The sequence below is a fragment of the Pseudoalteromonas sp. Xi13 genome (genome assembly GCF_003952205.1).
Lineage (GTDB): Bacteria > Pseudomonadota > Gammaproteobacteria > Enterobacterales > Alteromonadaceae > Pseudoalteromonas > Pseudoalteromonas atlantica.
The window spans coordinates 991,769-1,013,655 of record NZ_CP034439.1; the positions used below are offsets into that span (position 1 = coordinate 991,769).

Consider the following 21,887-nt stretch of genomic DNA (forward strand, 5'->3'; position numbering starts at 1 on the left):
TTCAGTATAAAAGGAGCAAAGCGTGTACCAACCAGTCAAATTTTTATTTTGTTTTTATAATCATTAATTTATATATTTAAGCGAGGCGTTACTTTTATTGCAGCGCGTATGTTCTTAAAAAATGTACAGAGCGGTCTGTAATTATTTCTGATTATGGATACGCGTAAACTCATCTGCTTTTGCGGCGCGTTTATTTTTGGTTTTTGTTACAATGCACACAAAGCAATTTTGGGTAAATAGCAGTGCTGCCGGTTCAAAACATATATCAACAACTTCTAACTACATTACAAAGTAACCCCATAACGTTATTACAAGCACCGCCTGGTGCGGGTAAATCAACCTGGTTGCCGCTACAGCTTATGCGCGACGGCCATTTTAAACGTATTGTAATGCTTGAGCCGCGCCGCTTAGCTGCACGTAATATTGCCAATTACTTAGCACAGTGCCAAAACGAAAAAGTGGGGCAGAGTGTTGGTTTGCGAGTACGTGGTGAAAGCAAAGTAAGTAGCCATACGCGCCTTGAAATAGTCACCGAGGGCATGCTTACCCGCATGCTACAAAACGACCCCGAATTAAGCGATATAGATTTACTGATATTTGATGAATTTCATGAGCGCTCAATTGCAGCCGACACTTCACTGGCCTTTGCTTTAGAGACCCAAAGTGCGCTGCGCGACGATTTAACCATACTACTTATGTCGGCCACCCTTGATACCGAGCGCTATACGCAATTTTTTGATTGCCCGGTTATACAATCAAGCGGGCGTAGTTACCCCATTGACGAAGTGTACATACCAATAAAAGATGAGAGCCGCTGGTTAGATGCTATTCCCTCTTTAATAAAACAAGCACTAAACGAGCAAAGCGGTAGTGCGTTGGTGTTTTTGCCTGGGCAGTTTGAAATAGTACGTGTGCAGCAGGCCCTTAATGATTTGCCAAGTAATTGCTTAGTTGCCACATTGTTTGGCGAGCAAGATAAAGCCAATCAGCAAGCGGCGATTGCCCCTGCGCCTAAAGGTATGCGCAAAGTTGTGCTTACCACCAATGTAGCCGAAACTAGTTTAACCATTGAAGGCATTCGCATTGTTATTGATAGCGGCAAACGCCGCGCGGCGAGCTATAACTTGAAAACAGGCGTAACTGAGCTTACAACACAAAGTATATCGCGCTCCTCTGCTGTGCAGCGAGCAGGGCGTGCAGGGCGAATAGAGCCAGGGGTTGTTTACAGGCTTGGCTCAAAGCAAACATTTGAGCGACGTAATAGCCACGATAGCCCAGAAATACTCACCTCAGACATAAGCCAACTTATGCTGGAGGCAAAACAGTGGGGCGCAAGTATTAGCGAACTCACCTTACTTGATACGCCAACAGCGCAGCAATGTACGCAAGCGGCAAACTTACTAACCATGCTTGAAGCAATCGACTCCAAAGGTAAGCTCACTAAATTGGGCAGCAACATGCTGGGTTTTGGGGCGGATATTCGCTTAGCGCATATGCTTTTAAAAGCGCAAGCGCTTGAGGCAGAACTCCCTGGTATTTACCGTTTAGCACTTTATTTAGTGGCGCTGCTTGAGAGCCGAATAAACAGCGCCAACGAGCTAAGCTTGGCGCTACATAGCCAACAACAAAGGCCACACCCAGTATTTAAGCAGCAGTTAAAATACTGGCAAAGCCGTTTAAAAGTAACCGACAGTAACAGCGAGCTAAACACCGAGTATTTAGGTTTCCTGGTGGCATTAGCTTACCCCGATCGCATTGCAAAAAAACGCGGCAATGGCTACTTACTTGCCAATGGTGCGGGCGCTGATTTAAACACCGATTACTGGCATAACGATGACTACCTTGCTATTGCAAGCATGGGCGGCCATAAAGGCACGCGTATTTTTGCAGCCACCGCACTTAGCCCATTTGAGCTACAAGATTACTTACCGCATTTGTTTACTACGCTTACCCGCTGTGAGTTTGATGAAAAAACCGCGCGCTTTATCCATCAAGACGAAGTAAAGCTCGGCGCCATTACCCTTAGAAGCCAACCAAGTAAGCAAAAGCTTGATAAAACCGAGCGCGCCAAAGCGTGGCTTAATTTATTTACCAAGCATGGTTTTGCATTATTTAATGAACAACCCGATGCGCAGCAATTATTAATACGCATGAGTTTAGCCAGTCAGTTTATGCCAGATACGTTCCCGGCAATAAGCGAGCAGCAACTTATCGAAACAGCTGATGATTGGTTAGGCGTATATTTACAGGATATAAAAACGCTGGAGCAGCTTAAAAAGTTTAACTACTTTGAAGCACTGCAAAATTGTTTTGACTGGACACAGCAAACAGCCCTAAAAACACTGTTACCGCTTAGGTTAACGGTACCGAGTGGCTCAAATATAAAAATTAATTACCAGCTAGATGGCCCCGCAAAACTTAGCGTGCGCATGCAAGAAGTGTATGGTTTAACAAGTACGCCAATGCTTGCAAATGGCAAGCTGCCACTGCTTATGGAATTACTCTCACCAGGTAAGCGTTCATTACAGCTTACGCAAGATCTTGCGCACTTTTGGGCTAGTAGTTATCGCGATGTACAAAAAGAAATGAAAGGACGTTATCCCAAGCATTTTTGGCCCGAAGATCCAGCCAACAGCGTGGCAACCAATAGAGTAAAAAGCAAAATGTAGGTTTATTAACTTAAAAATATTTGTTTTATTTTTGAACATGTGAATATAGTGTACCTATAAATAAATCAATACTTTTAATTACAAGGAAGAAGTGATGAAACGACTATTTACATTAGCTTTGCTATTAGTGAGTGCCTTTTCGGTTAATGCTGAAAAGGCACTGGACTTAAACAAATTTGCACAGCATTACTACAACACAATGACCGCCACGCAAGCGCCTAACGCAAGTGAAAAAGAGCTTGAAGCTTACCTTAATTTATTAACAGACGATGTAGGCAGCCAGCACATACCGTATCAAGTAGATGACTCTCGCACTGCAGAGGGTAAAAAACTAATGCGTAAGGGCATGCGTTTTTATTTAGGCGCGCACACCTTATACGAAAGCGAGCTGCTTAATACCTTTGTATTTAACGATAGCGGCTTTGCGATTCGTTATAAAAACCACGCTAAGGGCATCCATCCGCAAAGTAAGCAGCCAATCGAGTACACATCAGTAATGATGGAAGTAATAGAAGTTGAAAACGGTAAAGTGGCGATGATCCGTAAATATCACGAATAAAACGTAAAGTGATAAAACGCGCTAGCCATTAAAGCAAAGTTAATGGCTAATTGGGCTGTAATAGCTTTTTGTTGTTATGTGTTTAAACTTCTTTACCACCGTGTTGCTCTGCTAAATCATCTAGCTCGGCAGAGGTGTAATCAAACCCGCTTTCATCATACTCGTAAGTGACTTTTACACTGTCGCCGCCATTAAATAGGCGAGTTTTAACTTGGTTTACGGGCCAATCTTTTAGTACATGCACAAAGCGGTTAGCAACTTGCGAGGTTTCAAAGCGGTAGCGAATTTCTGTTTTCATAAAAAGGCTCTGTTATTGTATGGCTTAGCTAAAAGTGAGTAGTAAAATTACACTATTTAATGCATTACCTCCCCTCATAATCTCTTGGGTGTGTTGATTTTTGTGGTTGAATTTGCGGCCGTATGTTTGGTTTTTGGGCAAGGCAGAGCTTATGAAGCTTGGTTATTCCCCATAAATAGGCGATAACGCAGCATAAGAGCCAAACATGGGCTGCCCGTTGGGTTCTTTCTAGGGTGATAAACTCTTATTTATTGGTTTTACTCATTCTTACATGGATGTAAGTCATTAAAATAACGCAGAAGCCGTTATCGAGCCTACTAAGTTACAAACCACGCGCCGCGATTTAATCGCCCCTAGATTGAACAAATTTCTATCCGCCAAGGTCAACACGCCCTAGTATACCTTTAATCAATACACTGATATAAGCCTCTAAAACAGTAAGTGAAGCAAAAAACCACACTTAAACGCTATAAGTGGTGCGTTTTTAAAATAAATAATAATTATTACAAATAGCTTTTATATCTAAAAAGTTAATGTGATTTTATTTTTACGTAATGTTCGCACTTTGCTTTAAGGCGCAGTGTTCCTTTCTAAAAATACTTATCTAGTACAAACCAAGCATTGTTATAAGTTTTTGATAGTAAGTTACTTTAATGAGTATATTTTCTTTATGCAGCGAATGTTTTGCTAAGGGATTTACGTGTTGTTTAGCTATGTTAAATAGTATTTTTGCCGATCTCCCTTTGTTTTAAAAACTAAAACTATTTTAAAAATAAAACAAAAAAGCAACATTTAGGTTGATTGTTAGGTATTTGTAATTAGAATAGTCGCTATTACAAATAAGAATGATTCACATACAATATTAGGATTCAACATGAATTTGCGTAAATCTCTCCTTGCTAGTGCAGTAATTACTGCAACTATGGGTTTAACTGCGTGTGGCGGCTCAAGCTCTAGCGATAGCACCGAAACACCAACTACTCCAACAGTGACTAATTCGGCACCTACCGCTATTAGCTTATCAACAGCGGCTGTAACAGAAGATGTAGTAGGCGCAGTAGTCGGTACTTTAAGTGCAACCGATGACGATGCAACAGGCATGGTATTTACACTTTCTGATGATGAACAGTATTTTGAAATTAATGACAGTAATGAGCTAACGCTTAAAAGCACATTAGCGCTTAATGCTGAGCAAGTAGAAACAGTTGATGTAACAGTAACTGCAACCGATGCTGGCGATTTAAGTTTTACACAAACACTGAGCGTATCTGTAACTGATATTGAAGCGCAAGATGGCGTAAACGTTTACGAATTTGCCTCAACAGTTAATGCTAGTAATTCTGCGGTAAGTTACACAGGCCAAGTGGCTCGTCATGCACTTTCGGCGCAAATTAAAGCTTACATAAGCTTATTAAGTGTTGATTACATTGAAAGCGAAGGCTTAACGGGCGATGCCGTTAAAGCGCAGTTAATGGCTTATTGGAGCGATTACGAAGCCGTAAAAGATAACAGCTTTTTGTTTATTGATGGCACAACTACATTGCAACAGTCGTTTGCAGAAATTTCGAGTTCAGGCAAAACCTTAACAGGTAAAATTGCCGGTAACGATGCGTCTAAAATGGAAGAAGACTGGCTAACAGAAGGCACATTTGAAGGTTGGAGCGACTTCGGCACTCAAGCAAAAACGCCAGAAGGGCTTATTTTTCATTACTTTGATTTACTTGCTGCTAATGTAGATGCAATTGCAAGCGGTACGCAGTCTGAGGATGTAAACGGTAATGACATTACTGCGGCATACATCACAACAAGTGGCCTTGATTTAAACCAGCTTATTCAAAAGCACACGCTAGGTGCGTTAATGTTCTCGCAAGGCACTGACGATTACCTAGACGAAGGGCTTGATGAAGATAACACCGATGCAGCAGCCGATGGTACTTACAGTACTTTAGAGCATCAATACGATGAAGGTTTTGGTTACTTTGGCGCAGCACGTCATTATTTAGAATTTAGCGACGAGGCTATTTCGGATGGTAGCGCAAGCGCCGATATTGATGGCGATGGCAAAATTGACTTAGCGAGTGAATACAATTGGGGTAACTCTACCAATGCAGCTAAACGTGATAAAGGCGCGGTAGTAGCAACTGACTTTAGCAGCGCAGCAATGACGGCGTTTATTGCGGGTCGTAAAATTATTAACGATGCTGCACCAAGTGCATTAACTGATGATCAAAAAACGCAGTTATTAGCACAGCGTGATATTGCTGTAGCCAATTGGGAAAACGCAATTGCAGCCACCGTTGTACACTACATCAACGACACATTAGCCGACATTGATACAGTACAAGGTACACAGGCAAGTGCTGATGATTTTGCTAACTTAGCTAAGCACTTTAGTGAAATGAAAGGCTTTGCACTGAACTTTCAATTTAACCCATTTTCACCTTTTTACAGCGACGATAACGCAGGTAAATTTGCCGAGCTACATACATTACTCGGTGAAGCGCCACTGCTAACAGATGCATACAAAGCGCAGTTAGTAGAGGCACGTGATTTGATGCAGGAAGTTTACGGCTTTGATGCTCAAAACGTTGAAAGCTGGTAATAACCACCCGTTTTAGCACCAAGGAAGGTCAGCCCACGGGCTGGCCTTTTGCCGTTTAATTTTCAAAGTTTTTAGGGTTGAAATAATGATCAATTATGCAAAAAAAGGGGTTGTGGTTGCAGCTACTGTATTAACCCTTAGTGGGTGTGGTGAAAGTAGCTCAAGTAGCACAGGTAGTGATTTTCAAAGTAGTGATAGCGGGCAAACTACTACGCCTGCGGTTACAGAGTTTGATGAAGCACAACTCGTTGCTAACTTAGTCGATAATGTAATAACACCGACGTTTGTTTTGTTTAATCAACAAGCACGAACACAAACACAGGCCGTTGCAAATTACTGCCAAGCTGAAATACAAAGCGTACAAGAAAGCTCTGAAGAGGCCATTGCGCTGCGTGCTCAAGCACAACAAGCCTGGCTAGATACCATGGCGGGTTGGCAACAAGCCGAAATGATGCAAATGGGGCCGCTTCTTGATAACGCAGGGCAGTTACGTAACCAAATATATTCATGGCCTACTTTTAGCCGCTGTGGGATAGACCAAGACGTGGTGTATAACCAAGATGGTGTTATTAACCAAGATCAAAACCGCCCGTATGCCATTAGCGAAAGAACAGCAACACGCCGCGGCTTATTTGCAATTGGGCATGTGTTGTTTAACGAGCAATTAGCACATCACTGTAGTGTGGCAAATGACGCCCTTGCAGATTGGAATAACCGTACAGATTTAGCGCGTCGTCAGGCTCGTTGTGAGTTTGCTGTGGTGGCAAGTGAAGATGTTTTAAGTTCGTCAGCGCAGTTATTACAAGCTTGGCAAGGGGATAGCGGTTTTGCTAACGAATTAAAAAATACCGGCCAAAGTGGCTCTCGCTTTAGCACAACTCATGAAGCGCTTAATCATATTAGCGATGCACTGTTTTATATCGACACAATAGTAAAAGATAAAAAATTAGCAGAGCCGATTGGTATTTTTTCAAATTCGTGTGGCGCATCGGCGTGCCCTGAAGATGTAGAAAGCCTAGATGCGAAAAGCTCTTTAGATAATATTCGTAACAACTTAGTGGCGTTTGAAGCGTTAATTATGGGTAATTTAGACGCTGAGCAAGCAGGCACTGGCTTTGATGACTTTTTAGATGCAGAGCAAGCACAGGCTACTAAAACACGTTTAGTTGAAGGAATAGCAGCCCTTAAAGCCACTTTAAATAGCATAGATAGCTCGCTGGCCGATTTACTAATTGATAACGAGCAACAGGTACGTGATGTACATGGGCAAGTGAAAGTGCTAACCGATGAGCTAAAAAATGACTTTATTAATGAGCTAGCACTTGAGCTACCTACCACCTCTGCAGGCGATAACGACTAAGGGCGACAATGAAATACAATAAACTTACAATTGCATTGCTTATGGCCGTAAGTTGCCAAGCAGTGGCAGAGCAAAAAAACGAATTAGAACATATTCAAATTATTAGCCATAACGATAAATTGCGCACCGAAGCAGGCTCGGCTACTTTAATTGGCGAAGCGCAACTTGAACAATTTGAGTTTGATGATATTCATCGTATTTTATCGCAGGTGCCTGGGGTAAACATACGCGAAGAAGATGGCTTTGGGCTAAGGCCTAACATTGGTTTTAGGGGCGTAACCCCTGAACGTAGTAAAAAAATAACCATTTTAGAAGACGGTGTTTTAATTGGCCCTGCGCCGTATTCGGCACCGGCGGCTTATTATTTTCCGCTTACTACACGCATGACCGCAGTTGAAGTGTTTAAAGGCCCAGCAGCCATACATTATGGCCCGCAAACGGTGGCGGGTACGCTTAATTTAGTGTCGCGCCAAGTGCCTGATGATGCCAGCGGTATGCTTGATATTTCAGCAGGCTCCGATGGCTATAAAAAAGCGCACGCGTATTATGGTAATCGCGAAGGACAGTTTGGCTTTTTAGTTGAAGGCGTTCACCTAGAAAGTGACGGTTTTAAAGAGCTTGATGGCGGGCAAGACACAGGCTTTGAAAAAGACGATCTATTAGTTAAATTAGATTACACACTCAATAGCGAGCAGTTTAAGCAACGCTTTGAGTTAAAGCTGGCCTATTCAGATGAGCTTTCTAACGAAACCTACCTTGGGTTAACCGAAGAAGATTACCAGCAAACACCGTATCGCCGTTATGCCGCCAGTGGCCCTGCAAATATGGACACTAAGCATACGCAAGTGATGTTTACCCACCAACTTAGCAGCGACAATTTTGCCCTTACAACCCGCGCCTACAGCAACGATTTTGAACGTGCATGGCTTAAACTCAACGCGGTTACTAACAGCAGTGGTAGTTTGTCGGATATTTTGGCAGACCCAACACGCTTTGAGCGTGAATACAGCGTTATTAGTGGCCAAGCCGATTCGGTTCAAAGTGGTGAAAGCAATGTGTTTTTAACCATGGGAACTAACGACAGAGCCTTTTTCTCACAAGGCATACAGTTTGATGGTGATTGGCAAGTCGCTGCGTTTGGGCTAGAGCACTCACTCTCATTCGGGGTGCGTTTTCATCAAGATGAAATAGAGCGCGATCATTTTGAAGACACATACGCCATGGTTAACGCGGTTAACACCCGTACAGACACCGCGAGTGTATTTACCACACAAAATACCGAATCTACCGATGCGTGGTCGTTATATATTGAAGATAAAGTAACCTTTGATAAGCTAACTCTTGGTTTGGGCGTGCGCGGCGAGTTAATGGATATGTCGTATCAAAATGACGCCCCTGGCCAAGAAAACGATTGGCAAGATAAATCGAGCCGTATTTGGTTACCTGGTTTAAGTGGCTTTTACCAATTATCGGCCAATGCAGGGTTACTTTTTGGTGTACACCAAGGGTTTGTGCCCTCGAGCCCATCTAGCCCTGTTCGTGAAGGAGATGAAGAGTTTGAAAAAAGCGTAAACTATGAATTTGGTGGCCGTTACAACAACGGTAACAGCCAAGTGGAAGTAGTGAGCTTTTTTAATGATTATTCAAACTTAGTAGAAAGCTGTGGCCAGTCAAATTGTGGAATCGAAAACGAAATTGACCGCGAATTTAGTGGTGGGGAAGTGGATGTATGGGGCGTTGAGTCTCAATTTTCACACACTTATGTATTAAATAAGCACATTGATGTGCCGGTACGCTTAACTTATACCTACACGCAAAGTGAGTTTAAAGAAGAGCTATTTAGCGAATTTACGCAGTGGGGGCATATTCGCCCGGGCGATCATTTACCGTACTTGCCTAACCATCAAGCTGCGCTGAGCTTAGGCCTTGCACATAACGATTGGTCGGTTGATGTATTAATAAAATACACCTCAGAAATGCCAGAGGCCGCTGGCGTAGCTTATACCGCTGGCGAGCTTGGCAACACCACAGGGAATGATTTTTCATTACCGTTGGCAGGTGTCGATGTACCCGCTACAACAGTACTAGATATTGCTGCGCGCTACGAGCTTGAGCAATATGGGCATATTTACGCTAAGGTAGATAATCTGTTTGACCAAGATAACATTGTTAGTCGTCGCCCATATGGCGCGCGCCCGGGTAAACCGCGTAGCGTAGCCGTGGGTTACAAATATCAATTTTAAGAGGTAAGTTATGCTCGAGACTATATGGCAAACGCTTCTTCAAACGCCAAATTATTTGTTTGATGCCAATAAACGTATTTTTATTGGCTATAGCATTGCGGCGTTAGTGATTGCAATGTTGCTGTATTTCTCGGGCCGTGCCCAGCAAAAAAAGCGCACGTGGCGTGGGCTGGGGCGCTATTTATTTAGTAAGCGTATTTGGCTGAGTAAAAGTGCCAAGCTCGACTACCAATTATTAATTATAAACCGCTTACTTAAAGCCGCGCTGTGGGTGCCTATAGTGTTAACTATGGTGCCTGTTGCAATTGGCGTAAGTGATGCCCTGCAATGGCTTTTTGGTGAGCGCGCAGTATGGCAGCTGCCAAGTACTGTGGTGTTAGTTATTTTTACCGTTTTATTGTTTATATTTGATGATTTAACACGGTTTTTATTACATTTAGCACTGCATAAAGTGCCGTTTTTGTGGCATTTTCATAAGGTACATCATAGCGCGTTAGTGCTCACCCCAATGACCATTTATCGCAGCCACCCGTTTGAAAGCTATTTATATGCCTGTCGAATGGCGTTAGCCCAAGGTTTTGTGGTGGGCGTTTGTGTGTATTGCTTTGGCCGAAATTTATCAATGTTAGATATTTTGGGGGCTAATGTATTTGTATTTGCCTTTAATGCTTTAGGCGCTAATTTACGCCACTCACATGTATGGTGGAGCTTTGGTAAAAAAATAGAAAATTGGTTAATTAGCCCAGCTCAGCACCAAGTTCATCACAGCGATAACCCAAAACATTTTGACCGTAACCTAGGCTCAGCGTTAGCCATTTGGGATAGAGCCTGTGGCACGCTGATAAAAGCGCATCAAGTAGGTAAAATTACCGTAGGGGTTGGCAATAACGACCGGGGGCACAACAGTGTAATGGATGCGTATTGGCGGCCAATTTACGAGAACCTACAAACGCCTTGGCAACGTGTGGCTAAAGCCGCTAATAAGGTGAATGTTTTTAATAAAAAAAAGCCCATTATTGAGGTTAATATTAACGACAAAACAGTTAAATAGCGCTCGGTTACAAAAAATAAAAGGTTAAATTGTAAATTTTGTGTTTCAATAATCGTATCAAACTCGGTACATACACGCGTACCTTCTTTAATTTACGATGATGATTTAACATGCATTACAAATCAGTTTTATTAGCAAGTTGTGCTTTATTGCTAAGCGCCTGTGGTGGCTCAGGCGGCGATGACACGCCCACCGTCAATTCAAATAAAATTCCTACCTTGTCGGTTGCCGACATACCCAGCGAATTAACTAAAGGCCAAACCATTGAGCTAATTGCAACAGCAAGCGATGAAGACGGCACAATAAGCAGTGTGGTTTGGCAACAAACTGCGGGCACCACGTTATTGAATGAACCATTAGATGCGTTAAGTACCCGCCTTACTATACCCGCTGCGCAAAGTTATGAGCCTATAACGTACTCATTTAGCGTAACAGCCACCGATAATGAAGGGGCAACAAACACTCAAACCGTTACATTTGTAGCCAAAAACAGCATGGACATACACAGCGCCGCTAGGTTATTACACCAAGCTAGCATGGGCCCAACGCTTGCTGAAATAAACAGTGCTCAAGGTTTAAGTGAGCAACAATGGCTCGATAACCAAATAGCACTGCCAGTTAGGTACCATCGAAACTACTTGGTAAAACTTGAAGATGACGAAGACTTTAAATATATAAGCCGAATAGATGCATGGTGGAAAGCGGTGCTACAAAGTGACGACCAACTACGCCAACGCGTTGCATTTGCACTGAGTGAAATATTGGTCGTATCGGATGAAAATAGCGATTTACGTGCACAACCAGAGGGCATGATCACTTACTACGATTTATTGCTCAAACATGCGTTTGGCAATTTTAGAGAGTTACTTGAAGAGGTAACGCTTTCGCCAATTATGGGCACGTACCTAAGCCATTTAGGGAACGAAAAAGCTGATGAAGCACTTAATATTCGCCCAGATGAAAATTACGCCCGTGAGGTTATGCAATTATTTACCATTGGCCTAGATGAGTTAAACCTTGATGGCTCCGCTAAGCTAGATGCAAACGGTAATAGCATAGCAACTTACGGACAGGCTCAAATACAGGGGTTTGCGCGTGTATTTACAGGCTGGACATTTGACGGCAGCGAAACCTTTAAACGCAAAAGCCGCGATTATATAAACCCTATGCAAGCTTACAGCGAATACCATTCGAGCAAAGAAAAAGTACTATTAAATAATGAGGTTATACCGCCTGGTTATGGCCCAGAGGAGTCGCTAAAAATAGCCCTCGATAATTTATTTAATCACGACAACGTAGCACCGTTTATTTCTAAGCAGCTTATTCAGCGGTTAATTACCTCAAACCCTACTGCGCAATATGTAGAGCGCGTTGCACGTGTATTTAACGATAATGGAAGCGGTGTACGAGGCGATTTAGCCGCAGTTGTTAAAGCTATTTATTTAGATGACGAAGCACGCCATTTTGGCAGTGTACTTAGCTATCAAGGTAAAATTAAAGAACCACTTTTAAAAACTGTGCAGTTTTGGCGAAACCTTAATGCGAAGTCGCAGCAAGGTTATTATAAAACGTGGAACTTAGTCGATAGCTATGGGCAAGGCCCCATGCAGTCGGGCTCTGTATTTAACTTTTTTAGACCCGATTACCAAAGTGCGGCGTTACGCACCCAAGGTTTGGTAGCGCCTGAATTACAAATAGCCAACGATGCGACTTTAATAGGCACAATGAATGCCTTATTTGCAAGTTTGGTTTGGAGTACAGCCGAAGCGCATACCGAGTTAAACCCTGCAGGAATTTATGTTTATGTTCAAAGCGATATGGATTACTTGGCGCAAAATGGCATTAGCGCACTGATAGAGCAATATAATACCCTGTATTTTGCCGGCAATATGAGCGCTGACACTACACAAGCTTTACTCGATTTAGATGCCTACTTTGACGAGGATCAGTACCGTGTGAGGGTTTCGTACTTGTTATACATGATTGCTATTTCACCTGAATTTAACGTGCAGTATTAGGAGCGCATAATGAGCCTAAATAGAAGAGACTTTTTGTCATTATGTTTAAAAGGCGGGGTATCGGCAGCCGCTTTAACCAGTTTGCAGCTACAAGCGTTAACGGGGGCAACTAATGCAATAGAACTCGGTGATTATAAAGCCCTAGTGTGTGTATTTTTATACGGCGGAAACGACTCACTTAATATGTTGCTACCCCTTGAGGGAGAGCAGCGTAGTTTATACGAGCAAAGCCGGCAAAACCTCGCAGTAGACAATCCGCTAGCGTTAAGTGTTTCTCAGCAGTTTGCAGGTGGCGTGGGAATTCATCCCTCACTTGCGCCTTTACAGAGCGTGTTTGAGTCGGATGATTTAGCCTTTGTTGGTGGCGTAGGCACTTTACTTACTCCCACCACATTAACAGATTACAAAAATAACGCGGTGCCTTTACCTAAGCATTTATTTTCGCATAACGATCAGCAAGCGTCATGGATGTACGGCCGAGAAAAAGCCTCTTTAAACAGTGGGTGGGGCGCACGTATGCTAGAGCGATTAGCTGTAGAGGATCAGTTTGCGGCAAATATCTCTCTCGATGGCACTAATTTATGGCAAACAGGCACAAATACCAGTGCCTTTGCGCTCAACAAAAGTGGCATAAGCACAATTAACGCCTTTGGAGGTTATCAGCCCCGCACTGAGCACGTTACTAACATAATGAATCGCTTGTTAGGCAATGCAAGCCATGTACTAGGGCGTGAATATGCAAATGGCTTAAATAGCGCAATTACCAACACGCAAACGATGAACAGTGCGCTTGAACAAGCCCCAGCGCTTACTACCACCTTTAGCGATACTAGCTTGAGTGAGCAATTAGCCGCGGTGGCCAAAGCAATTAGTGTGCAGTCGTCGTTAAGTACTCAGCGCCAAGTATTTTTTGTCTCTATGGGGGGGTTTGACACCCACGATGATCAGCTTACTGCGCACCCTGCGTTATTAAATACGCTAGCTCAAGGACTCAGCGAGTTTAACAGTGCCATGAAAGAGCTAAACATGAATGATAAAGTCACCACGTTTACTATGTCGGACTTTGGCCGCACGCTCACCTCAAACGGCGATGGCACCGACCATGGCTGGGCGGGTAATCAAATAGTAATGGGCGGCGCGGTAAAAGGACGTTCTATTTATGGCCAGTTACTTACTCAGCAATTAGAGGGCGAATACGATACCGGTGGCGGGCGGTTAATTCCGCAAGTGGCTAACGAGCAATACTTTGCAACGTTAGCGCAGTGGTTTGGCGTGCCTGTTTCGGAGCTGGTTGATATTTTTCCAAATTTAAGTAACTTTAACAGCGCGACCTTAGACTTTTTTGTGTAATGATACTGACACGCCAGCCTAGGTTCGTTAGTTTAAGGTTAAAGCGCCGCTGCTTGATAATAAAAATTCGTTATTTAGTTGTTTTAATTAGCTTATTTTAAGGTTTTTGAACAAAATTTATTATTTAAAGCACTTAAGTATCACTATAAAGTGGCGTTGGCTGTTAATTGTAATCTAAACCCAGTGCTTGGCAGTATAATGTACTGGTTTCAAATACTTAAAATTAAAGATCACACATGATAAAGGAATCATAATAATGAAAATTTTAGTGAGCTTAGTAAGTTTAATCGCTTTTTTACTCGTTTTACTGCCAGGGCCTTTATATAAGTATGGGGTTGTTGAACTAAGTACTGCGTTTGCAGGGTTTAGATTTGCTGTGTATGTGGGTGGCGCTGCATTAGTGCTGCTTGTTATACAGGTTATTTTTATGCGTAAAACGCTTAGCATGGGCAGCACTTTAATGTCGTTGGTGTTTGCAGCCATCGCGATTGCAATGCCACTGAGCATGATGAGCAAGGCTAAAAGCGTACCCGCGATCCATGATATTTCGACAGATTTAATTAACCCGCCAAAATTTGTGGCAATTGTACCGCTGCGAGCGGATGCTAAAAACCCAGCTGAATACGCAGGAGAAGAAACAGCCACGCAGCAACGCAAAGCTTACCCTGAGCTAAAAACACTAAATTATGCACAATCAAAAGCAGACTTATTGGCTGCTACCGAGCAAGCGGTTAAAAATTTAGGGTTTGAGCTTGTTAATGTTAATGCGGCTACGGGCATTGTAGAAGCAACGGATACCACCACATGGTTTGGTTTTAAAGACGATGTAGTTGTGCGTATCAATGATGAAGGCAGCCAGCGCTTTGTCGATATACGCAGTAAGTCACGCGTGGGGCGCAGCGATTTAGGAAAAAATGCTGAACGTATACATTCACTCATTGATGAGATAAATACGTTACTGGATAAGTAACCAACATTTAAGTTAAAAAAGCCCAACCTTGTTGGGCTTTTTTGGTCAGGGTGCATTCACTGCGCCGGCGTTAGGGTGAACCACATCAAAGTGCATACCGGTATTATTTTTAGAGGCAGCCCTTATGGGATTGGTTTTAAAATAAAGCACTTAAATAAGCGAAAAGGTAGACGACTTAAATTTTTACAGACTATGGAGTTGTTATGAAAACAGTAGGATATGCAGCAAAAAGCGAAGGTGCGCAACTAGGTGAATATACTTTTGAGCGCCGCGATTTACGCGATAACGATGTAGAAATTGAAATTTTATATTGTGGCGTATGCCACTCTGATTTACATGCAGTGCGCAATGACTGGGGAGGCAGCCGTTACCCGTTAGTCCCTGGGCACGAAATTGTAGGTAAAGTAAAAGCCATTGGCAGCGCTGTTAAAAACTATGAAAAAGGTGACACGGTAGCGGTAGGCTGCATGGTTGATTCATGCCAAAGCTGCAAACAGTGTGATAACGGCGAAGAGCAATTCTGCCAAGAAGGCATGGTAGGCACATACGCAGGTAAAGATAGAGAAACCGGCGAGATGACCCAAGGTGGCTATTCTAAACATATTGTTGTTCGTGAAGAATTTGTACTATCAGTCCCTGAAAATCTAGAGCTTTCGCGCGTTGCCCCTTTATTATGTGCAGGTATCACTACTTACTCTCCATTACATAAGTGGGGCGTTACAAAAGGCAGCCGTGTTGCCGTTGTAGGGCTTGGTGGCTTAGGTCACATGGCTGTTAAAAATGCCGTAGCCATGGGCGCGAGTGTAACAGTGGTTGGGCGAAGTGAGTCTAAAAAAGATGACGCAGTAAAACTTGGCGCGCAGCATTATTTAGTGTCGACTGACGAAGATGCAATGAAAGCGTCGCAGTCGGCTTTTGATATTATTATTGACACCGTACCTGTTAAGCACGATTTGTCTATTTACACACCCTTATTAGACATAGATGGGACGCTAGTTATTGTTGGGCAAGTTGGCCCCGTAGAAGAGCTAAACACTGTGCCTCTTTTAATGGGTCGCCGCCGCATCGCAGGATCACTGATTGGTGGGATAGAAGAAACCCAGCAGATGCTAGATTTCTGCGGCAAAAATAACGTATTGCCAGAGTGCGAAATGATTAATATTGACCAAATAAACACCGCGTATGAGCGAATGGAAAAATCAGACGTACGCTATCGTTTTGTTATTGATATGGCGTCGTTAGAGGCCCAGTAAGGTGGGTGATTAAATACCCTTATTAAAGTAAAAGAGCGGCTAATTGTATTAGCCGCTCTTTTTATATGCTTAACACGTTTGTGCTGCGGGTTGTTGTTTATTAAGTTGCAAGTAGCTTAAAAACCACATTACTAAGCCACCTAAAAACAACGCCGCTGCGACATAACCTGTTTGGTTAGGCGCTGCACCTTGTGCAATAACAGCCCCGCCAACCCAAGGGCCGATAGCATTTGCGGTGTTAAATGCGCATTGTACTAATGCACCAATCATTGCATGGCCCTCTGGGGCTACATCCATTAATAAAGATTGAATAAGCGTTGCCAAACCTACACTGCAACCAATAAAAAATATAACCGCATACAGCATCCAAATATTGTAACTTGCGCTAACGTAGGCAATTGCAAATACGATGGTGCACACCAGTGCAAGGCCTGTGGTTTTAATGGCAGATTTATCGGCCGCTTTACCTAATATGTAATTACCTAACGTACACCCAATACCAAACATCACCATAGCGATAGAAATTGTGTAAGGGGCTGTTTTAGTTACATCTAAAATTGTATCGGCAATGTAAGTGTAAATACAAAACACGCCGCCAAAGCCAATAATAACAATACCTAAAATAGACCACACCAGTTTATTTTTAAGTACGCCAAACTCGTTAAGTAAGTTAGATGGCTTAGCGTTATCGATATTTGGCACTACTTTGTATACAAATATAAACGCAATAAACGCTAAAACCGCAGCGCCACCTAAACAATAACGCCAGCTTAGATTTTGCCCCACCAAGGTAACAATAGGCACGCCAACGATGGTTGCAATGGTTAAGCCCATAAATACTTTTGACATAAAGCTTGCGCGTTTACCCGAAGGGGCAATATCGGAGGCAAGCAAAATAGCGGCACCAAAGTAAGCGCCGTGAGGTAAGCCGCTTAAAAAGCGAAAAATAACGAGCTGCTCTAATGAGGTTGCTAATGCACTCAAACCATTAGAAATACACATTAGGCTTAAAAAAATCAGCAAAGCTTTGCGTTTTCGCATATTGGCCGTTGTAAGCATTAATACCGGCGCGCCTACCACAACACCAATAGCATAGGCGCTAATTGCATAGCCACTTTGCGAAGGGGTTGAGCCAAACGTTTCACTGATCAGCGGCAGCATAGGCATCATTGAAAATTCTGATAATCCTAAAATAAACGTACCTAGTGCTAACACTAATAAAATAGCAGCTTTATTTAACTGATTAGATGCCGACGCAACATCTGCACTCATAGAAGATCCTTTAACTTTGATTTTAAAAATAGTGAATAGCCACACATTAATTGCGTGGAGAGTAAACATATATTAGGTGTGGAGTGTGTCAGTGAGATGGCTATTTTAAGTTAAAAAGTGTACTGCGTCATGTATAAAAAATAGTATTTTTGGCTTGTTTTACTTTTGTTAATTGCTATAAAGTGTGACTTATTGGGTTAATTTATAAAAAGTTTTTAAAAAGCAGCTCACTAGCAAGTTTTTAATTGCTCGCAGAAAAACTAAAAAACACCTATATTTACAAAGTTATTACATTTATTGCTAGCTTACATATTATTTTTATATTTGTTTGTTATTGTCATCCTATTATTATTCCCTAAAGGTTTAACACATGTTTGGTCTACGAAAAGATAACGCCAAAGTTGAAGAATTGGAACGTCAACTCAATGAAAGTAAATCAGTACTATCCGCTATTTATAACCATGTAGCGTATATTGAATTTACACCCGAGGGAAAAATTTTAGACGCTAATGAGCTTTTTTTAGATACCGTAGGCTACAAAAGAGAAGAGGTAATAGGCAAGCACCACCGGATTTTTTGCGATTCAGACTACGCTAAGTCGAGTGAGTACAGCCAATTTTGGCAAGCACTACAAGGGGCAAACTCAACAAGCGGTACCTTTATGCGATTTAACGCTAATGGCGAAAAGCTATGGCTAGAGGCTACTTATTTTCCTGTTGAAGTAAACGGGGTGGTTACTAAGGTTATTAAAATAGCGTCGGATATTACAAAAAATTATGTACAGCGAAAATCTCAAGAAGCGCTCACCGAAGCGCTTGATAAGGCGCTGGCTACAATAGAATTTAACCCCGATGGCACTATAATTAAAGCAAATCAAAACTTTTTATCTACGGTGGGTTATTCACTTGCAGAAATAGTTGGCAAGCATCACAAAATGTTTTGTACTGATTCTTTTTATCAAAATAACCCTCGGTTTTGGGAAGAGCTAAGCGATGGACAGTTTAAGTCGGGTAAGTTTAAACGCATAACCTCTGATGGCTCGCAAATATGGCTAGAGGCAACTTATAACCCCATTTTAGATAATAAAGGCAAAGTGATAAAAATAGTGAAGTTTGCCTCTAATATTACCGATCGCATAAAAGACAACGAAGCCGTTAGTGAGGCCGCACAAATTGCGTATGAATCGGCGGTGTCGAGTGCGCAAACGGCAAAAACGGGCTCAGATATATTACATGATGCAATTGCAAACTCAGATGCAATTGTAAGCCAAGTACTTAAATCGGTTGATTTAATTAAAAACCTGAATGAGCAGTCAGCAGTTATCGGCTCTATTGTGTCGACCATAAGCAGTATTGCCGATCAAACTAATTTATTGGCGTTAAATGCAGCCATTGAAGCCGCCCGAGCGGGCGAGTACGGGCGCGGCTTTGCCGTGGTAGCCGATGAAGTTAGGCAGCTTGCAGCAAGCACCAGCAGTTCAACCAACGAAATTGCAACCGTAGTTAAAAACAACCAAGAGCTGACTAACGATATTTCAAAGCAAATCACCTCCGTCTCTGATTCCTCAGAGCAAGGCCGAGAGCTAATAGCGAAAGTCTCAGAAGTAATTCAAGAAATAGAACGCGGCGCAGATGCTGTTTCTGCAACAGTGTCTAAGCTTAACGCGAGTTAAGTGGCAGTAAGTTCTCAAAGTGCGACATTTTGTCGCGCTCTAAACTTGTAACTACATTGTATAATTTATGCCATATATAACAGTGGCATAAATTATAAATGGCTCATATTCAACATATCCAACATTCTTATTTATTCTCTCCTTTAGCACTTTTATTAACTGGCCTTTTTTCTCCTGCAGTATTTGCAGATGATAACACTTTAGAAATTATTGAAGTGCATGGACAGGTACACAATAAGCACTTATCGCTTGGTTCGTCAGAGGCAATGCTTAGCAATTTAGGTGTTGATTTTTCGGCTGCGGGCGGGGTGTCTAACTTACCTATTTTAAATGGTTTAATGGGCGATAGAGTAAAAGTACTGATTGATGGCGCAGAGGTTACTGCAGCGTGCGCTAATCAGATGAACCCACCTCTTTCTTACGTATCAGCTAATCAAGTAATGGCTTACAAAGTAGTTGCTGGTGTTTCGCCAGTGAGTGCTGGTGGCGATAACATTGCAGGTGTAATAAGCGTTAACTCAATTTCACCACAATATAGCGAAAGTAGTGAGTTAGCATGGCACTCAGGCTATGTCTCGGCTAAGTACAGCAGTGTTGATAACGGCCAAAAACTAGGTTTGGGAGCACGTTTAGCAAGCGATACTGTGAGCCTTAATTACCAAGGGTCGTTTAGTGATGCCAACAGCTACAAAGATGGAAAGGGGAATGTGGTACTAGATACATTATATCGGGCTCAAAACCACAGCCTAACTGGCGCGATACGTGACGATAAACAGCAAGTTGTGATAAAGCTTACGCATCAAAAAATACCGTATCAGGGTTTTGCTAACCAGTACATGGATATGACTGATAACACCAGTTATGGCGCTATTGCCCAATATAAGCGCAGTTTTGAAAACAGCGAGCTACAAGGGCAAGTTAATTGGCACAGCGTTAAACACGAAATGGGTTTTTTTAGTAAAGAAAAAACCGGCATGATGCCCATGAAAACAGATGCAAAAGACATAAGTACACGGCTTAAATGGCGCCTTACACTTGATCAAAATAGCTCATTACTACTTGGACAAGAATATTATAATTACCGCATTGATGATTGGTGGCCGGCGATTGAAGGCTCAACTATGATGGGGCCAAATGATTATATAAATATTAATAGCGGTAAGCGTGAGCGTATTGCCTTATTTGTAGAATATGAAAGCCAAATCAATAACAAGCTCTGGTTAAATACGGGTTTAAGGGTTGAGGGTGTTAATACACAGGTTGATGAAGTACAAGCCTATAACGATGGCATGATGAATATGGGCAGTATGAGCGCAATGACAACTGCCAATAATGCGCTAGCTGCCAATAACTTTAACAATGCCGATAGAGACATAACCGACACCTTAGTTGATGTAAATGTGTTAGCTAATTACCAAGTTACACTATATGACGAGCTGCAATTAGGCCTTGCCCGTAAAAGCCGAGCCCCTAATTTATATGAGCGTTACAGTTGGGGTGTAAGTAATATGGCAAGCACTATGATTGGCTGGTACGGCGACGCTAATGGTTATATTGGTAACCCAAACCTCAAAGCTGAAACCGCCCATACCATCAGTGCAACGTATTCAAAAACAGCAAAAAATGATGCGTGGCGGGTAAGTGCTAATGTGTGGTACACCGATGTAACGGACTACATTGATGCAGATATTGTACGTAGTTTTAATAGTTATGGATTAGCAAATACAACACGTAACATTTTAAGCTTTACTAATGTTGACGCCACACTTTATGGCGCAAAGCTTGATATAAGTAAGTCACTTTATCAATCAACACAGTTTGGCGAATGGCAATTAAAAGCAAACATAACGAGCACTCGTGGTAAGCGCCGCGACACTAACCAACCGCTTTATCAAATTAAGCCGTTACATACAGCGCTCTCATTAAGCCAGCAAATAGGGGTATTTGAAAATGCACTGTTGTGGCACTGGGTGGATACAAAATCACGCGTTGATGTTAACCGCTTAGAAAACCAAACCGTTAGTTACAGCTTAGTTAATATAAGCTCTAAAGCTACTTTTGATGCGCTTACGCTGGGTATTGAGGTGGTAAACTTATTTGATACGTTTTATCAATTACCCCTAGGCGGGGTAAGTATTGCAGCGCTTAAGCAAGGTAGCAGCACGGGGTTTACTCAATTAGCTGGGCAAGGGCGCTCATTTAATATAAGTGCCAGTTACGCATTTTAAACCCATATAAAGCGTTGAGAATAGGTTGCTTGGCGCTTTAGTTTAATCAGATGTTGGCGTAACTTGCTCGGCGTTGGTTGTTTGCTGCGCCTCTAAAGCTAGTTTTTCACGCTCTGCTTTTGATACATACGCCGGTTTATTACTTTTATGCAATTTAGCATTAGCACGTTTATCTTTTTTCTGAAATTTGGTGACAATTTTTTTGCGGCGGTTCATTAGTACTAATACTCTGATTAATTAAGGTCGCGCATTATACAACCAATGCAATGTAAGCCGCTATCTAAATTTAAAGCGCGATTGTTGTAACCCTGCCGCAAAGGTCTATTTAATACTATTGCTTGG

General features: G+C 42.3%; 15 protein-coding genes. 12 read left to right on the forward strand and 3 right to left on the reverse strand.

Going from position 1 to position 21,887, the window contains the following annotated elements:
* The first annotated feature begins 242 nt into the window (after window positions 1–242).
* Together hrpB and EJ103_RS04470 are read left to right on the forward strand one after the other, a co-directional pair.
* Entirely contained in the window at window positions 243–2,669 is a 2,427-nt protein-coding gene (gene hrpB / locus EJ103_RS04465) for an ATP-dependent helicase HrpB (RefSeq protein WP_126006247.1), read from the forward strand.
* A gap of 94 nt (window positions 2,670–2,763) precedes the next feature.
* Window positions 2,764–3,228 carry a nuclear transport factor 2 family protein gene (locus EJ103_RS04470; RefSeq protein ID WP_126006249.1) on the forward strand — a complete coding sequence of 155 codons (465 nt, stop codon included), beginning with the start codon at window positions 2,764–2,766 and terminating at the stop codon, window positions 3,226–3,228.
* An 82-nt stretch (window positions 3,229–3,310) separates the two neighbouring features.
* On the opposite strand, the gene EJ103_RS04475 is transcribed toward EJ103_RS04470, so the two are convergent.
* Window positions 3,311–3,526, reverse strand: a complete 216-nt coding sequence (locus EJ103_RS04475; protein WP_004587424.1) for a hypothetical protein — start codon at window positions 3,524–3,526, stop codon at window positions 3,311–3,313.
* Window positions 3,527–4,400: 874 nt separating this feature from the next.
* On the opposite strand from EJ103_RS04475, the gene EJ103_RS04480 reads away from it, so the two are divergent.
* The 8 genes from EJ103_RS04480 to EJ103_RS04515 all read left to right on the forward strand — a co-directional run bounded on the left by EJ103_RS04480 (window position 4,401) and on the right by EJ103_RS04515 (window position 16,373).
* Window positions 4,401–6,128, forward strand: coding sequence for a DUF4856 domain-containing protein (locus EJ103_RS04480; protein ID WP_126006251.1), 1,728 nt, complete (start codon window positions 4,401–4,403; stop codon window positions 6,126–6,128).
* Between the two features lie 85 nt (window positions 6,129–6,213).
* Entirely contained in the window at window positions 6,214–7,488 is a 1,275-nt protein-coding gene (locus EJ103_RS04485; RefSeq protein WP_126006253.1) for an imelysin family protein, read from the forward strand.
* Window positions 7,489–7,496: 8 nt separating this feature from the next.
* Window positions 7,497–9,731 (forward strand): TonB-dependent receptor, encoded by a 2,235-nt coding sequence (locus EJ103_RS04490; protein WP_126006256.1) that lies wholly within the window; start codon window positions 7,497–7,499, stop codon window positions 9,729–9,731.
* 10 nt (window positions 9,732–9,741) lie between these two features.
* A complete protein-coding gene (locus EJ103_RS04495; RefSeq protein WP_126006258.1) occupies window positions 9,742–10,782 on the forward strand; it encodes a sterol desaturase family protein in 1,041 nt (346 codons plus the stop codon).
* A gap of 110 nt (window positions 10,783–10,892) precedes the next feature.
* Complete coding sequence (locus EJ103_RS04500) at window positions 10,893–12,800, forward strand: DUF1800 domain-containing protein (RefSeq protein WP_126006260.1); 1,908 nt, start codon at window positions 10,893–10,895, stop codon at window positions 12,798–12,800.
* Between the two features lie 9 nt (window positions 12,801–12,809).
* Window positions 12,810–14,150, forward strand: a complete 1,341-nt coding sequence (locus tag EJ103_RS04505) for a DUF1501 domain-containing protein (RefSeq protein WP_126006262.1) — start codon at window positions 12,810–12,812, stop codon at window positions 14,148–14,150.
* A gap of 256 nt (window positions 14,151–14,406) precedes the next feature.
* On the forward strand, window positions 14,407–15,120 hold the full coding sequence (locus tag EJ103_RS04510; protein ID WP_126006264.1) for a DUF1499 domain-containing protein: 714 nt from the start codon (window positions 14,407–14,409) through the stop codon (window positions 15,118–15,120).
* Window positions 15,121–15,323: 203 nt separating this feature from the next.
* Window positions 15,324–16,373 carry an NAD(P)-dependent alcohol dehydrogenase gene (locus EJ103_RS04515; RefSeq protein WP_004587419.1) on the forward strand — a complete coding sequence of 350 codons (1,050 nt, stop codon included), beginning with the start codon at window positions 15,324–15,326 and terminating at the stop codon, window positions 16,371–16,373.
* A 69-nt stretch (window positions 16,374–16,442) separates the two neighbouring features.
* Here the strand turns inward: EJ103_RS04515 and EJ103_RS04520 are convergent, their stop codons facing one another.
* Window positions 16,443–17,645 (reverse strand): MFS transporter, encoded by a 1,203-nt coding sequence (locus EJ103_RS04520; protein ID WP_004587418.1) that lies wholly within the window; start codon window positions 17,643–17,645, stop codon window positions 16,443–16,445.
* A gap of 370 nt (window positions 17,646–18,015) precedes the next feature.
* Here EJ103_RS04520 and EJ103_RS20325 point away from each other — a divergent pair, with 370 nt between their 5' ends.
* Both EJ103_RS20325 and EJ103_RS04530 read left to right on the forward strand, forming a co-directional pair.
* Complete coding sequence (locus tag EJ103_RS20325; RefSeq protein WP_126006266.1) at window positions 18,016–19,317, forward strand: PAS domain-containing methyl-accepting chemotaxis protein; 1,302 nt, start codon at window positions 18,016–18,018, stop codon at window positions 19,315–19,317.
* Between the two features lie 98 nt (window positions 19,318–19,415).
* Window positions 19,416–21,545: a TonB-dependent receptor gene (locus EJ103_RS04530; protein WP_126006268.1), complete on the forward strand. Its 2,130-nt coding sequence runs from the start codon at window positions 19,416–19,418 to the stop codon at window positions 21,543–21,545.
* 42 nt (window positions 21,546–21,587) lie between these two features.
* Here the strand turns inward: EJ103_RS04530 and EJ103_RS04535 are convergent, their stop codons facing one another.
* Window positions 21,588–21,761: a DUF2986 domain-containing protein gene (locus EJ103_RS04535; protein ID WP_004587415.1), complete on the reverse strand. Its 174-nt coding sequence runs from the start codon at window positions 21,759–21,761 to the stop codon at window positions 21,588–21,590.
* Window positions 21,762–21,887: the final 126 nt, after the last annotated feature.

Coding starts and splice junctions, on each gene's coding strand:
- EJ103_RS04470 (WP_126006249.1), top strand. CDS start 2,764: ATGAAACGACTATTTACATTAGCTTTGCTATTAGTGAGTGCCTTTTCG.
- EJ103_RS04475 (WP_004587424.1), bottom strand. CDS start 3,526: ATGAAAACAGAAATTCGCTACCGCTTTGAAACCTCGCAAGTTGCTAAC.
- EJ103_RS04480 (WP_126006251.1), top strand. CDS start 4,401: ATGAATTTGCGTAAATCTCTCCTTGCTAGTGCAGTAATTACTGCAACT.
- EJ103_RS04485 (WP_126006253.1), top strand. CDS start 6,214: ATGATCAATTATGCAAAAAAAGGGGTTGTGGTTGCAGCTACTGTATTA.
- EJ103_RS04490 (WP_126006256.1), top strand. CDS start 7,497: ATGAAATACAATAAACTTACAATTGCATTGCTTATGGCCGTAAGTTGC.
- EJ103_RS04495 (WP_126006258.1), top strand. CDS start 9,742: ATGCTCGAGACTATATGGCAAACGCTTCTTCAAACGCCAAATTATTTG.
- EJ103_RS04500 (WP_126006260.1), top strand. CDS start 10,893: ATGCATTACAAATCAGTTTTATTAGCAAGTTGTGCTTTATTGCTAAGC.
- EJ103_RS04505 (WP_126006262.1), top strand. CDS start 12,810: ATGAGCCTAAATAGAAGAGACTTTTTGTCATTATGTTTAAAAGGCGGG.
- EJ103_RS04510 (WP_126006264.1), top strand. CDS start 14,407: ATGAAAATTTTAGTGAGCTTAGTAAGTTTAATCGCTTTTTTACTCGTT.
- EJ103_RS04515 (WP_004587419.1), top strand. CDS start 15,324: ATGAAAACAGTAGGATATGCAGCAAAAAGCGAAGGTGCGCAACTAGGT.
- EJ103_RS04520 (WP_004587418.1), bottom strand. CDS start 17,645: ATGAGTGCAGATGTTGCGTCGGCATCTAATCAGTTAAATAAAGCTGCT.
- EJ103_RS20325 (WP_126006266.1), top strand. CDS start 18,016: ATGTTTGGTCTACGAAAAGATAACGCCAAAGTTGAAGAATTGGAACGT.
- EJ103_RS04530 (WP_126006268.1), top strand. CDS start 19,416: ATGGCTCATATTCAACATATCCAACATTCTTATTTATTCTCTCCTTTA.
- EJ103_RS04535 (WP_004587415.1), bottom strand. CDS start 21,761: ATGAACCGCCGCAAAAAAATTGTCACCAAATTTCAGAAAAAAGATAAA.